This window comes from Comamonas sp. UBA7840, assembly GCF_002501455.1.
In the GTDB taxonomy this organism is placed as follows: Bacteria; Pseudomonadota; Gammaproteobacteria; order Burkholderiales; family Burkholderiaceae_C; genus Comamonas; species Comamonas jiangduensis.
On the sequence record NZ_DLTI01000026.1, the window covers coordinates 173,923 to 186,340 of the forward strand.

The window sequence follows — 12,418 nt, forward strand, 5'->3', positions numbered from 1 at the left end:
TAATTCCGTTCGCAAGAGGTGTTGGTCTAGTAGTGAACAACCTACGCGATATGGAGCGGCCCTAGATTCGCGGATATCTTCCTTCAAGACTTGTACATCAGACTTCGTTAGGTTGTCTCGATCAAGCGCGCTACCTTGATGGCTTCGTGCAAAAGGATGGCCCGTTGATAACCCAGTCTGAATTTTCTTTGTAAGAAGCTGACCGGTTGTGGCTCGTCTACTGGTAAAGCAGTGATGGCGGCTGCAAAAACTGGATCGTTGGCCCCTGTTTGTTCAGTCGTTGCGATGCTAGTCGGAGTCATGAGAATTTTTTCCATTTGCTCCGGTGTTGGTTTCAGCGCTGCCATATATTCATCGGTTATTCCCAGGGCTTGAGGATGAGGCAGGCTGATGATCAGCGTTTCTCCAAAGGTTTGGGTGAGTAGCTTAAACCGTGTGCCTTTATAACCTTCCAAGGTAGCACGATGAATTTCTGCATTACCAGATCTCTCTCCCAGTATTGAGATGACCTGTGTACGAATGCTAATGTCGTTCAGTGCCTCGATCATTTGTGCGCCAAAGAACAGAATCACCGATGGCTTTCTTTTTTCGATCAAACGTAGGATGCTGCATGCCTCTTTGACCATCATGCTTACAGTAATTTTTTGGTCGCTTTGAACACTTCGAGTTTGCGTGTTGAGCCAGTTGGTTTGGAAGAACGATCGGTCGAATGCCGTCTCGTCGCCTGGCAAGTGCGAGAAGGGTAGCCCCCAATTTTTCAGCCACTTCAAAGCTGTGTTTCGGAAGCGTGTGTTGTTGACCTGCTGGTCGGAGAAAAAGGAGGCCGCCTCTATCTCGTGTGGGGTGCCTAATTGCTCCAGCGCCTCATCTCTCAATGAATAGCCAAAGTTGATGCCGCAAACCATGATCCCACCATGAAGGTTTTCTTGAAAATCTTGCGTGATTACCCGATGCATATTCATTTCTTGTAGATGCGTGCCTTATGCGTCTTATGCATGCAGACTTGCTTTTAGTGGAGTGCGGTCAGTTTAATCGAGAGAAACAGTGCGATCGCTGTCGCTAGGCGAGCATCAAATGTCAGTTTTGTACGTGAGGCTCGTTTTACGTCAGTGTCTGCTCCTGGCCGGGAGCGCCATTTCGACATGCTCCCGACAGCAGTCGCTGCCTGATTAGATTCACGCTGTAAGTGTCTGCTCTTGGGAAGGATACCGATGGCGTGCTTCCGGCCATAAGCGGTCCTTGGCGCACTGCGAACACCTCAGCGTTCTTGCTCACGAAAAGAAGAAACCGTCACGCGCACCTGACGTTGCCCTATGTCTCATGCAAGGGCATACCCTAAACATTACGTTCGTAATGTTATGATTATCCCATGTCTCAAGGTGTCCATCGGCCGAAGCGGCCCGAACTCGTCAAGGCGCTCCTGCTCGACGCATGCGCGCAGCAACTTCTAAGCGGAGGCCCGCTTTCCATCGGTGTGGTCGCCGATATTGCCGGTGTCACCAAGGGCGCTGTTCAACACCACTTTCCGACACGTGAAGACCTGGTGCACGCCCTCTACGACCATTTGGCTGAGGAGTTTCAAGCGCAAGTTGCAGACGACGGTTCCGGCGCTTCGGCTGCGTGGCGGTATGCCCGAATAGCCCTTCAAAGTCCCTGCGCTGATTCGGCTAAGAGAGGCAAGGCTCTCCTTGCGGCATGCGTCTCTGAACGGACAGTGAATTCGAAGTGGGTTGATTGGGTGCGCGGGGACCGCGTGCATGACGGAACCGACATAAACAAGCTACTGGCCCGTCTCGCCGCAGATGGACTTTGGCTTTCTGAAGTTTTGGGCATCTATGACCTGTCCTCAGGGGAGCGCGAAGCACTCAAACGTTTGATTCATCAACTAGCCGAAGGAACTTGAATGTCCCCCTATCTGCCCCTCTCTGTTGCCATCGTTGCAGAAGTCGTTGCCACCACTGCCATGAAGTCGTCAGACGGATTTACCCGGCTTTGGCCAAGCCTGATCGTCGTGGCCGGATACATGGTTGCGTTCTATTTCCTCTCGATGACCCTCAGGACATTGCCGACCGGCATCGCCTACGCAATTTGGGCAGGCGCGGGGATTGTGCTCATCACACTCGTGGGGTGGATCATTCACAAGCAGACCCTAGACCTCCCTGCACTTCTCGGCATGAGTTTGATCGTTAGCGGTGTGCTGGTCATCAACATCTTTTCTAAGTCAGGCGCTCACTAAATCGTCAAGGCCCGCTTTGGGTCGCGTCCTGCCGGTCACTGACGGCCAGAAGCGGCCCTTCGGACCTTGAATCTCAGAATTTATAAGATGAGAACTGAGATTCGTATTTTTCGGTTTTTCCAAACATTGCAACAGTGAAATAGCCTATTGAGTTGCATATGTCTTACAGTATCCGGCGAACTAGAGATTCACATCTCTCATCATCTAAATCTAATTAGGTCGCACAAGGAGAATCATGGACAGCGTAAAAATCGAATTGCTTTTGAGCTCGGTCGGTTTCCGTGGCAGCGATCTTGACAGTCTGTCACCTCCCTTTGAAACGGAATACGACACACGCATAGGTTTGAAGTGGTACCCGAGCGCCACCGGTCCGGACACATGGACTATTGTCCTCACCGCAGTCGGAATTCCATCGGCCCTCTTCGCCAAGAAATTCGCCGAGCTTCTAGCAACAGACATCTACAACTGGTCGAAGGACTCGTTGAAGCGCTTCTTTGCCAACAAGCCGCATAACAGCGGAATGCTGGAACTCAAGCTAGACGATGTGTACCTCTATTCGCTAACGCCACTTGAGGTGCTTACCTCGTCTGATCTCGTTCCAATTCTTCAGGGCACAGACCTTACGCTGGCCAAGGAATGGGAAATACTCGTAGATCCAAGTACGGGACAGATCACAATGAGGCCGGTCGCTGAGAAGAAGTAGTAGTGCGGCCTAGCAATTCATCCAAGCAGACGCTACATAGCGTCGCGGCTTAAATCAAGGTGTTAACCACTTCAATGACTTCTTTGGGTCGATAGCACCTATTCGCGGGCTGAGGTAGCCGACTTCCAGCATCCCGAGGACAGTCAGTGAGCGAGGGACTGCTACTAACCTGAAAGCAGCCATTGGAGAAGTGACCGTCTTGGCGCTCTGAATGACCGCTATGAGGTAGTGACAGGTAGTTCGCCCTGCGGCCATGAGCAGCAGCAACCGCTGCACACCAGTTATCGGTTGTCAAAGCTCGGATGGCAGCAATCGGTCGATAGTGCCGACATATCCCACTCTTAGAGAGAGTGCCTACCCCTACCAGATTGGCCCATGAGCCAACAGTCTGACGAGAAATCTACCGGGCGACGCCCACATCAGCCAAAATCGCTGTCATAAGAAGTGGTCGGGTGCGACCTTATTTTTAAATCAATAACGATCAACGTTGAGCGCCAAGCGCCGACGGCAGGGGAGGGGGCTAGTGACGAACGCAAGACGTGGCTACAACGACGCAGAGATCGCTGCTCTGCTTTCGCAGGTCAGCAGTCGCTGCCCGTTATGTGACGACCCACTGTTTTATCGGAAGCAACGACGGCAGTACAAGAGCTACGAGTTGGCTCACATCTACCCTCTGAACCCGCGTCCGGAGGAAACCATCGAGTTGGCAAATGTGCCGATGCTGTGTGCTGACGTCAACGACCCGGACAACATCATTCCGTTATGCTCCGGCTGCCATGGGAAGTTCGACAAGCCCCGGACTGCCGTTGAGTACCTTGACCTGTATCGAATTAAGTCTGACGCTTTGCAGCAAGAGCAGCAACGATCATTGGCTTCGCAGTACCCCCTTGAGCAGCAGATTGCGGCGGTCGTTGCTCATTTGCACAGTGCTGCGGTAGAGGGCGGGGAGAGTGCTGAGTTGGTACTCACGCCAAAGGCGGTGGATGACAAACTAGACGCGACGATGCCGCCGCCCACCAAACGGAAGGTTCGCAATGCCGTCGAAGACTACTTCCGGCATGTGCAGGCCGCTTTCTTGGAGCTTGAGCGCAACGACCCTGGATGCTCCGAGCAAATCTTTGTTCAAGTCAAATCGTTTTATGTGATGCAGAAGCGTCAAAGCCTGCCGCAGGCACAGGTGTTCACCAACTTGGTCGCTTGGATTCGTGCCCGCGCGAAGGCTCAAACCCTTGAGTCGGCTGAGGCTGTGGCATCCTTCTTCATTCAGAACTGCGAGGTGTTCGAATGATTACACCCAACAAGGTCGTTCCGCTGTCTGCCTCCGTGCTGGGGAACCTGACCAATGTGCTGAAAGTCGGGCCAGATTCGATTCGCTTGGAGGATCTGCTCCAGCAGGTGGGTGACAAGTTTGAGAGCATCGACCAGTTCTTGTTGACGTTGGATGTTCTGTTTCTGCTTGATCGTTTGACGATCGATTTCAGCACCGAGAAGGTTGTCTATGCTGCGTGAAATCCGCTGCGATAAATTTCGCAACGGCGTTGTTAGCTTTCATCCAGGCTTGAATGTCGTACTGGGCGATGACAACGCTACCAACTCCATCGGCAAGTCCACGCTGTTGATGCTGGTGGACTTTGTGTTCGGCGGCTCGACGCTGCTGGAATGGAACAAAGACATCGTGGCTGAGTTGGGTCATCATCACTATGACTTCGCCTTCGAGTTCTCAGGTGAACTGCATCGCTTCCGGCGCGAAACGATCACTCCGGAAACTTTGTACATCTGCGATGCGGACTACAAGGTGCTGTCGGCAATCCAACTTGATGAATTCAACGCGTTTTTGAAGCACGAGTATGGACTCGCTCAGCCCGGGCAAACTTTCCGTGCCGCTGTCGGCCTTCATTTGCGCGTGTGGGGTAAGACTAACCTGATACCTGACAAGCCGTTACATGCGTTCCCTAAGCAAAGAGACAAGGACTGCATCGATAACTTGATTAAAACCTATGGCAAGTTTGAAGCGATTCGAGATCGCGACCAAGCAACGCGAACAGCCGACGCCGAGCTGAAAGTCATCCGGGCGGCGGCAAGCAAGCAACTCATTCCGAAGGTCACCAAGACGGGGTACGCGGATGCAAAGGTACAGATAGCGAGTCTTGAGAGAGATCTTGAAGAAGTGCGTAAGAACTTGGCAAGCTACGCGACTAGTCTGAGCGCGGTGATTAACAAGGAGGTCTTGGCACTTAAAGAGCGTAAGGATGACTTGCTTCAACGCCGCATGACGGTGGCCGGACGCCTCCAGCGCGTCGACCGAAACCTCGGAGGAAAGCGTGCCCTCCATGGCGGCAATTTCCAGGATCTCCAAAGGTTCTTCCCGGAGATCAACACCGAAAGACTCGTAGAGGTTGAAGCGTTTCATGACGGCGTTGCCCGTATCCTCAAGGATCAGTTGAAAAAGTCCAAAGAGCAGTTGACAGAGGAGTTGAAGCTGATTGACATCAGCATCTCTGGTATTGACGCGGAGATGGCGGCGGCGTTGGGATCAGTCGAACAGCCCGAGTCGCTGGTCGACCACGTTTACAAGGTTGCTTTGTCTCTTCAGATCGCACGGAAGAGCAGAGATAGCTACGAGCAAGAGCAAGCGCATATCGACTCGCTGCGAACGGCGAGGAAAGCGCTCGCGGAAGTGAAGCAACGCATCCTCAAAGAGATTGAGGCCAGCGTGAATGATGGGATACGAAAGATCGTCAGCGAAACCGTTGGCGAGCACCGCAAGAGTCCGCGCTTGTCGCTTGACGACGCCACCTATAACTTCGAAGTTTTCGAGGACACCGGCACGGGGACGGCGTACTTCGGTCTCGTACTTTTCGACATGGCGGTCTTTCTGGCAACTAATCTTCCTGCTATTGCGCACGACTCCGTACTCTTCAAAAACATTTCGAACGACTCCGTCGCCCATCTCGTTGAACTGTACGCAAAGATCCAGAAGCAGTCGTTTATCGCGCTTGACGAGATTCAAAAATATGGATCGGTAGCTGCCGAAACACTGCAAAGGCAGAGTGTCATTCGGCTCAGTGACCGTGCTGTGCTCTATACCAAAGACTGGCGCCCGAGCCGCCCGCCAGCGCCTGGATCCGACTCAGTTTGACCGTCTTTGCAAATATTTCGATGTGATGTCGGCTGAACACAGCTTCTTTTCGGTTGCACCTGCCTCGCGCAGATCCGCAAACACACGGCGAGTGCGATAGGCGTCATGGCTGGCGGTGTAGGGGTAGCGGATCAGTTCGAGTAAGCGCCTGTCTTCTTGCTCGTGAGTGGAGATCGAGCAATGCAGCCATGCCTAGAACCCTGCACGAGCAACACGCAGCAACTGACACTAGACCAGGTGTGTCTACCTGCCTAGGGGGAGTCCATACGCATGGAGCGTAAGAGTCTCAGGATCGAGAAACCATGCTTTTATGTGCTGTGCGAGGATGCGCGCATCAAGTGCCCTCACTGAAGAAGACCATCCAGAGTCTGGCTCGTGCGTCATCTTCTTTAGAAGGCGCTTGTAAATTGTTTTTGCACCTTCGACAGTGATAACGAAGTGCACTTGGGTGATGTGTGATGATTCGTCTCTGAACATGGCGCGTAAGCATTCAACGATTTTTGACAAATCTTTGTCGCTGCGCCATGAGTTTTCCACTTCAATCCATTCATAGCGCTCGTGGCCAGTGCTAATGACTAGGTCAGGGATCTTGGCGTAGTGCACACCATCCACTCTGTAGCTGAAAATGGATATAGGCGAATCTCCCGTATTCACTTCAAGTTCCGACCATACGTCCACGTCTACAGGCCAGGCTACGTAGACGCTGTTGCACGCAGTGCGGTGATCATGAGCGTGACGCAGGTAGTCTCTCGCGTGCACTTTCTGTGCCACTAGTGGACTGTTATGGCGTTTGGCTTGTTCTGCGCCGAGCGCTGTCAAAGCAAACAGCAGCTCATGGTTTACTTTGTTAATCCCTTTACCGTCCCGTTTCGAGACTATTAGGCGCTGGTCTTGTAGCCATCTCAGCGTCCGGCCTGCCATTTTTCGCGTCGATATGTCACACCTACCCCAGATGCCTTTGGCGATCTGACGAGTCGTTGCATAGCCCATGGCTGATAGCAGTCGCAGAGCCTTGATGCGGTAATGCGCGCCTAGTTCTCGTTTATTCATAAATCCACCTCCTTACGCTGATACTGCGTATAGCTCCGGAGGTGGAAACATGAACAAATAACCTCCCACAAAATGGCCTGTTGAACAGCGCCCTTTAGGTATTCGTAATCTCGGGCATGTAGACAGGTTGGGGTAACTAAGACGTCGGAGAACGTGGCTACCCTATCGCTATCAGGCATGCGAAGCAGGCATTCACAGGTACGCGCTGCTAGGCAACGCTCAACAGCCGTCCCTTTAAAAAGGGCCGTTGAAATCGAGTCCTTGTCTCGATTTGGTCACCGCACCTGGCTTCACGGGCTGGACGCCCTACCAAGTGCTTGCCGGCTAGTGCCGGCATGCCCGCGGTCCTCGCTGCGCTCGGGCAAACGTCTTTTGCATGCGCTTTCAGCGCACCGCAGCTCGCACCGTCTTCGACGGGGGCTTGCTACTTGCAAAGACGTTTGCCCGAGTGCCTCGGGACCGGGGACTTCGTCCCCCGGCTCTGCGGTAGCGGCCCTTTGGGGGCCTCTCACTAACGTTCGTACCTTGCCCGGCTCCCCCATAGTGCATCCGCCAGCCTGGGGGCTGACGGACTGCTACGGGCGCTTGCCCTACGCAGCCGTTCCGGTGCTCTTCGGCCCTTGGGGGCCTGCGCGGAGCATCCGCCGATCCTCGGCGTCTTTGCCCCTTGCCCGTATCCTGCCACCAGTGGTCTGATTCCTCGACAGGAGGTCCAGGATCCTTCCTCACGGCGCTCGCATGCTCGGCAAGGGGTGAGAAGACTCCACCTAAGATGAAATGAGAGGATTTTTCCGTAGATAAGGAATGCTAATCTGGCTCAAGCTTCCTCTGAACATTTCTTCCATGGCAATCAAACGGTTCTGGCTGTCGAGAAACAGCACGGCAAATATCTCATGCGGGCGGTGGCCCAGATGCAATTGCAGGTAGTGTTTCACAGCTTGCGGGCTGGAGAAGACTTCGCGGGCCCGCAGTTGCTGGGCGGTGGCGCGCTTGGCCAATTCCATCACTGCCAGCATTTCTGCGCGCTTGGCGGGGCCCAGTCCCTTGGTGCGACCAAGGTCTTGGGCGCTGGCATTGAGCAGGCCCGCCAGACCGCCATACCCATCAAGCATGGTTTGCGCCAGCTGCAGCACACCGCACCCCGCCAGACCTGTGCGCAGCAAAATGGCCAGCAATTCCGCGTCGGACAAGGCGTTGGGGCCACGTGCCAGAATTTTTTCGCGGGGCAGAAGGTCGTTCGGGAGGTCTTTGAAAGCCATGGTCTTGGTGCTGAAAGCGGGATAAACAGACGCCAAGGGCACAGGGGCATGCCCGGTTTCCTACAATGTGGGCCAGTTTATCGGGACTTCCATGACCAATTCCGCGCCTATGACCACAACTTCTGTGCCCTCCGTACAAGCGGGCTCTTTCCTGACGCTGCACTACCGCCTGGCGGGCCCCGCTGGTGATGTGATCAATACTTTCAATGAAAAGCCCGGCACGCTGTCGCTGGGCACGGGCGAACTGTCGCCCGCGATTGAAGAGCTGCTGATTGGCTTGCCAGAAGGCACGCACACCACGCTGGAGTTGCCCGCAGGCGCTGCGTTTGGTGAGCGCAACCCCGAGATGCAGCAATGGGTGGCCCGCAAGCTGATGAATGAGCTGGGCGATCCGCACGAGCAATACCAGCCCGGCGATGTGGTTCAGTTCCCCACCCCCGACGGGTTGGGCAGCTATGCAGGCTCGGTGGTGCAGGTGCGCGAAGACGGTGCAGTGCTGTTTGACTTCAGCCACCCGCTGGCGGGCCAGCCGGTGACGTTTGAAGTCAAGATCATTGGGGTGATCTGAGGTGGTGGAAGCCAAAGAAATTTTGCTGGCCGAGCCCCGGGGTTTTTGCGCCGGGGTGGATCGCGCGATTGAAATTGTGGAGCGTGCCCTGCAAAAATTTGGCCGCCCCATCTATGTGCGCCATGAGATCGTGCACAACACCTTTGTGGTCAACGACCTCAAAGAAAAAGGCGCTATCTTTATTGAAGAGCTGGACGACGTGCCTGCTGGCGCCACACTGGTTTTCAGCGCCCACGGCGTGAGCAAGGCTGTCCAGGAAGAGGCCAAGGCCCGCGGCTTTTCAATCTTTGATGCCACCTGCCCGCTGGTGACCAAGGTGCACGTTGAAGTGGCCAAGCTGGCCAAAGAGGGCTATGAGTTCCTCATGATCGGCCACAAGGGCCACCCCGAGGTGGAAGGCACCATGGGCCAGTTGTCCGAAGGCATCCACCTGGTGGAAGACGAAGCGGATGTGGTCAGGGTCAACCCCAAGCAGACCGAGTTGCTGGCCGTGGTGACGCAAACCACCCTGAGCGTGGACGACGCCGCCGGTATTAAGGCTGCCATCAAGGCGCGCTTTCCGCATGTGCGCGAGCCCAAGCAGCAAGACATTTGCTACGCCACACAAAACCGCCAGGATGCGGTGAAAATTTTGGCCCCGCAGGTGGATGTGGTGATTGTGGTGGGCAGCCCCACCAGCTCCAACAGCAATCGCCTGCGTGAGCTGGCAGCCCGTTTGGGTACGCCCGCGTACATGGTGGACAACGCCGACGAGCTGCAGCAAGTGTGGTTTGATAAGGCCGCCCGCGTGGGCCTGACCGCAGGGGCTTCTGCCCCCGAAGTGCTGGTCAACGGCGTGATTGCACGCATCAAAGAGCTGGGCGCAGTCTCCGTGCGCAAGATGGATGGCGTGGAGGAAACCATGAAGTTTCCGCTGCCCAAGGGCTTGAAGATGATCGACCCCGCCACGGGCCTGGAGATTGAAGTGCGCAAGGCCCCCGAAACCGGCGCTTAAAGCGCCGCGCTGTAATCATCAAAACAAAGAGCGTCTGGCGCTTGGTATCTCAGTACTTCAGCATGTTTTATGTCTGAAGTGCTTGAAATGCCAGCGCCAGGCGCTCTTTTTTTATTTGAAGCTTTGTTTAAAGCATAGGTGCAAGGTAGCAGGGTGGGGCGGTTTAGCTCCACAAATCCAGCGGTGGGTCGCTGGCCACGGAGCGCAAGATATCGGTGCGGCTGATAAATCCACTCAGGTGGCCCAAGTCATCGGTCACGGGCAGACCGGGCAAGCCGGTTTCCAGCAGCACATGGGTGACGCGGCGCAAATCGGTGTCTTCCGCCACCGCAGGCACCGGCGTAATCATCACCTCGCTGACCGGGCGCTTGGCCAGGGCAATCGCCTCGCGCACCGCGCCGGGCTCGGGCAGCAGCGCCAGTGGTGCCATGTCCGCACGCAGCAACAGCCCCACCACAATCCCTTGGGCATCCAGCACCGGGGCTTGGGCAATCTTTTTGGTGGCCAGCAGCTGCCAGGCTTGCTCCACCCGCAGCTCAGGGGTGAGGGTGACCGCACCGCGCGTCATCACATCGCGCACCACGTACAGTTGGCGGCGCTCCTCCTTGGGGCCTTGCTCGGTGCCCAGATAGGCCGAGACGGCGCCCTGCGCACGTGCAGACAGTGGAGGGGTAGGGTTGCGGATTTGGGCTTCTTGCCCCTCCACCCCGGAAGCCCCGGCGCGCAGGCCGCTGGGGCGTTGTACGCCGCGCACGGCGGTGATGTGGCTCAGGCGATCAGCGCCTCCTTGGTACATGGGGCCGTTGATGCCAAAGACATAGAACATGCGCGAGTCTCCTTGGTCTGTGCGCGCAAAGCGCAGAAAAAATCCTGGTGTTTTTGGGGGCAGCTTTCTATCTATCGGCAGCAAAGCCTGCAACTGAACACCAACTGCCGCACAATGGCGGATAGATTGCGGTGCCAGCGCCTGTGTTGGCCCGCCCCCTTAAAATTGCGACCATGCTAGACATCCTCCTTCTTCGTAAAGACCTCGACTCCGCCATCGCGCGCCTGGAAACCCGCAAAAAGCCCCAAGCCTTCCTGAATGTGGAAGCCTTCCAGGCCCTGGAGTCCGAGCGCAAGACCTTGCAAACCCGCACGGAGGAGCTGCAAGCCCAGCGCAACCAGCTGTCCAAGCAGATTGGCATGCTGATGGGCAAGGGCGACAAGGACGGTGCCGAAGCCGCCAAGGCCCAGGTGGCTGCCTCCAAGACCGAACTGGAGCAGTCCGATGCGCGCTTGGAACAGATCAAGACCGAGCTGGAAACCATGCTGCAGGCCGTGCCTAACCTGCCGCACGAGAGCGTGCCTGTGGGCTCCGGCGAAGACGACAACGTGGTCGTGCGCACCTGGGGCACCCCCAAGACGTTTGACTTTGAAGTCAAAGACCACGTGGACGTGGGTACGCCCCTGGGCCTGGACTTTGACATGGGCGTGAAGCTGTCGGGCTCGCGCTTTACCGTCATGAAGGGTGGCATCGCCCGCCTGCACCGCGCGCTGGCGCAGTTTATGCTGGACGTGCAGACCGGCGAGCACGGCTACACCGAGTGCTACGTGCCCTACGCCGTGAACGCCGATTCGCTGCGTGGCACCGGCCAGCTGCCCAAGTTCGAAGGCGACCTGTTCGCTGCCAAGAAGGGCGGCCAAGAGGGCGAACCCGTGCCGGACAACCAGGCGCTGTACCTGATCCCCACCTCGGAAGTGCCTCTGACCAACTTCCTGCGCGACGTGGTCGTGCAAGAGGCGGAGCTGCCCATCAAGCTGACGGCCCACACGCCGTGCTTCCGTTCGGAAGCCGGCAGCTACGGCCGTGACACGCGCGGCATGATCCGCCAGCACCAGTTCGACAAGGTCGAGATGGTGCAGATCGTGCATCCCGAAAAGAGCTACGAAGTGCTGGAAGAGATGACCGGCCACGCCGAGGCCATCCTGCAGAAGCTGGGCCTGCCGTACCGCGTGATGAGCCTGTGCACCGGTGACATGGGTTTTGGCGCCACCAAGACCTATGACCTGGAAGTGTGGCTGCCCGGCCAGGGCAAGTACCGCGAGATCAGCTCGATCTCCAACTGCGAGGCCTTCCAGGCCCGCCGCATGCAGGCGCGCTTCAAGAACGCCAAGGGCAAGAACGAACTGGTGCACACGCTCAATGGCTCCGGCCTGGCCGTGGGCCGCTGCCTGGTCGCCGTGCTGGAGAACTACCAGCAGGCCGATGGTTCGGTGGTCATTCCCGAGGTGCTGCGCCCCTACATGGGTGGCCTGGAACGCCTGCAGGCCTAAAAAACTCCGGGTTTGCCGGAAGCGGTCAAAAACGCTGCTACAATAGCAGCTTCGACACGCAGGAGAGGTGGCAGAGTGGTCGAATGTACCTGACTCGAAATCAGGCGTACGTGAATAACGTACCGTGGGTTCGAATCCCACCCTCTCCGCCAA

Annotated in this window: 12 protein-coding genes, 1 tRNA gene and 1 pseudogene; 10 read left to right on the forward strand and 4 right to left on the reverse strand. The window is 56.3% G+C overall.

Annotated elements, in window-relative coordinates; genetic code table 11:
• Positions 1–107: 107 nt before the first annotated feature.
• Positions 108–956: a hypothetical protein gene (locus B3R00_RS10230; RefSeq protein WP_286998922.1), complete on the reverse strand. Its 849-nt coding sequence runs from the start codon at positions 954–956 to the stop codon at positions 108–110.
• 413 nt (positions 957–1,369) lie between these two features.
• On the opposite strand from B3R00_RS10230, the gene B3R00_RS10235 reads away from it, so the two are divergent.
• The 6 genes from B3R00_RS10235 to B3R00_RS10260 all read left to right on the forward strand — a co-directional run bounded on the left by B3R00_RS10235 (position 1,370) and on the right by B3R00_RS10260 (position 6,078).
• A complete protein-coding gene (locus B3R00_RS10235; RefSeq protein WP_286998923.1) occupies positions 1,370–1,903 on the forward strand; it encodes a TetR/AcrR family transcriptional regulator in 534 nt (177 codons plus the stop codon).
• Positions 1,904–2,236 (forward strand): Qac-pB8 family quaternary ammonium compound efflux SMR transporter, encoded by a 333-nt coding sequence (gene qac, locus B3R00_RS10240; protein WP_043008326.1) that lies wholly within the window; start codon positions 1,904–1,906, stop codon positions 2,234–2,236. It begins immediately after the preceding gene.
• A 235-nt stretch (positions 2,237–2,471) separates the two neighbouring features.
• Positions 2,472–2,939, forward strand: coding sequence for a hypothetical protein (locus B3R00_RS10245; protein ID WP_286998924.1), 468 nt, complete (start codon positions 2,472–2,474; stop codon positions 2,937–2,939).
• Between the two features lie 655 nt (positions 2,940–3,594).
• Positions 3,595–4,227: an ABC-three component system protein gene (locus B3R00_RS10250; protein ID WP_349682256.1), complete on the forward strand. Its 633-nt coding sequence runs from the start codon at positions 3,595–3,597 to the stop codon at positions 4,225–4,227.
• Positions 4,224–4,448, forward strand: coding sequence for an ABC-three component system middle component 7 (locus B3R00_RS10255; RefSeq protein ID WP_286998926.1), 225 nt, complete (start codon positions 4,224–4,226; stop codon positions 4,446–4,448). Before B3R00_RS10250 ends, B3R00_RS10255 begins: the two co-directional genes overlap by 4 nt.
• Positions 4,438–6,078, forward strand: coding sequence for a DUF2326 domain-containing protein (locus B3R00_RS10260; RefSeq protein ID WP_286998927.1), 1,641 nt, complete (start codon positions 4,438–4,440; stop codon positions 6,076–6,078). The genes B3R00_RS10255 and B3R00_RS10260 overlap by 11 nt, the downstream gene beginning before the upstream one ends.
• Before the next feature lie 243 nt (positions 6,079–6,321).
• On the opposite strand, the gene B3R00_RS10265 is transcribed toward B3R00_RS10260, so the two are convergent.
• Both B3R00_RS10265 and B3R00_RS10270 read right to left on the reverse strand, forming a co-directional pair.
• Complete coding sequence (locus tag B3R00_RS10265; RefSeq protein ID WP_286998928.1) at positions 6,322–7,128, reverse strand: hypothetical protein; 807 nt, start codon at positions 7,126–7,128, stop codon at positions 6,322–6,324.
• Positions 7,129–7,931: 803 nt separating this feature from the next.
• Positions 7,932–8,387 (reverse strand): annotated as a pseudogene (locus B3R00_RS10270) (UPF0758 domain-containing protein); the annotation flags it as partial.
• A gap of 91 nt (positions 8,388–8,478) precedes the next feature.
• On the opposite strand from B3R00_RS10270, the gene B3R00_RS10275 reads away from it, so the two are divergent.
• Both B3R00_RS10275 and ispH read left to right on the forward strand, forming a co-directional pair.
• Positions 8,479–8,955 (forward strand): FKBP-type peptidyl-prolyl cis-trans isomerase, encoded by a 477-nt coding sequence (locus B3R00_RS10275; protein WP_286998929.1) that lies wholly within the window; start codon positions 8,479–8,481, stop codon positions 8,953–8,955.
• Position 8,956: 1 nt separating this feature from the next.
• On the forward strand, positions 8,957–9,949 hold the full coding sequence (gene ispH, locus B3R00_RS10280; protein ID WP_286998930.1) for a 4-hydroxy-3-methylbut-2-enyl diphosphate reductase: 993 nt from the start codon (positions 8,957–8,959) through the stop codon (positions 9,947–9,949).
• A gap of 163 nt (positions 9,950–10,112) precedes the next feature.
• Here ispH and B3R00_RS10285 read toward each other — a convergent pair whose 3' ends face one another.
• Positions 10,113–10,775, reverse strand: coding sequence for an HPP family protein (locus B3R00_RS10285; protein WP_286998931.1), 663 nt, complete (start codon positions 10,773–10,775; stop codon positions 10,113–10,115).
• Positions 10,776–10,948: 173 nt separating this feature from the next.
• Between B3R00_RS10285 and serS the strand changes: the two genes are divergently transcribed.
• Positions 10,949–12,265 carry a serine--tRNA ligase gene (gene serS, locus B3R00_RS10290; protein ID WP_286998932.1) on the forward strand — a complete coding sequence of 439 codons (1,317 nt, stop codon included), beginning with the start codon at positions 10,949–10,951 and terminating at the stop codon, positions 12,263–12,265.
• A 61-nt stretch (positions 12,266–12,326) separates the two neighbouring features.
• Positions 12,327–12,417 (forward strand) — tRNA-Ser (locus B3R00_RS10295).
• Position 12,418 lies beyond the last annotated feature (1 nt).

What these genes read in the sequence shown, in the direction of transcription:
- B3R00_RS10230 (WP_286998922.1), bottom strand. Translation starts at nt 956, where the DNA reads ATGCATCGGGTAATCACGCAAGATTTTCAAGAAAACCTTCATGGTGGG.
- B3R00_RS10235 (WP_286998923.1), top strand. Translation starts at nt 1,370, where the DNA reads ATGTCTCAAGGTGTCCATCGGCCGAAGCGGCCCGAACTCGTCAAGGCG.
- qac (WP_043008326.1), top strand. Translation starts at nt 1,904, where the DNA reads ATGTCCCCCTATCTGCCCCTCTCTGTTGCCATCGTTGCAGAAGTCGTT.
- B3R00_RS10245 (WP_286998924.1), top strand. Translation starts at nt 2,472, where the DNA reads ATGGACAGCGTAAAAATCGAATTGCTTTTGAGCTCGGTCGGTTTCCGT.
- B3R00_RS10255 (WP_286998926.1), top strand. Translation starts at nt 4,224, where the DNA reads ATGATTACACCCAACAAGGTCGTTCCGCTGTCTGCCTCCGTGCTGGGG.
- B3R00_RS10260 (WP_286998927.1), top strand. Translation starts at nt 4,438, where the DNA reads ATGCTGCGTGAAATCCGCTGCGATAAATTTCGCAACGGCGTTGTTAGC.
- B3R00_RS10265 (WP_286998928.1), bottom strand. Translation starts at nt 7,128, where the DNA reads ATGAATAAACGAGAACTAGGCGCGCATTACCGCATCAAGGCTCTGCGA.
- B3R00_RS10275 (WP_286998929.1), top strand. Translation starts at nt 8,479, where the DNA reads ATGACCAATTCCGCGCCTATGACCACAACTTCTGTGCCCTCCGTACAA.
- B3R00_RS10285 (WP_286998931.1), bottom strand. Translation starts at nt 10,775, where the DNA reads ATGTTCTATGTCTTTGGCATCAACGGCCCCATGTACCAAGGAGGCGCT.
- serS (WP_286998932.1), top strand. Translation starts at nt 10,949, where the DNA reads ATGCTAGACATCCTCCTTCTTCGTAAAGACCTCGACTCCGCCATCGCG.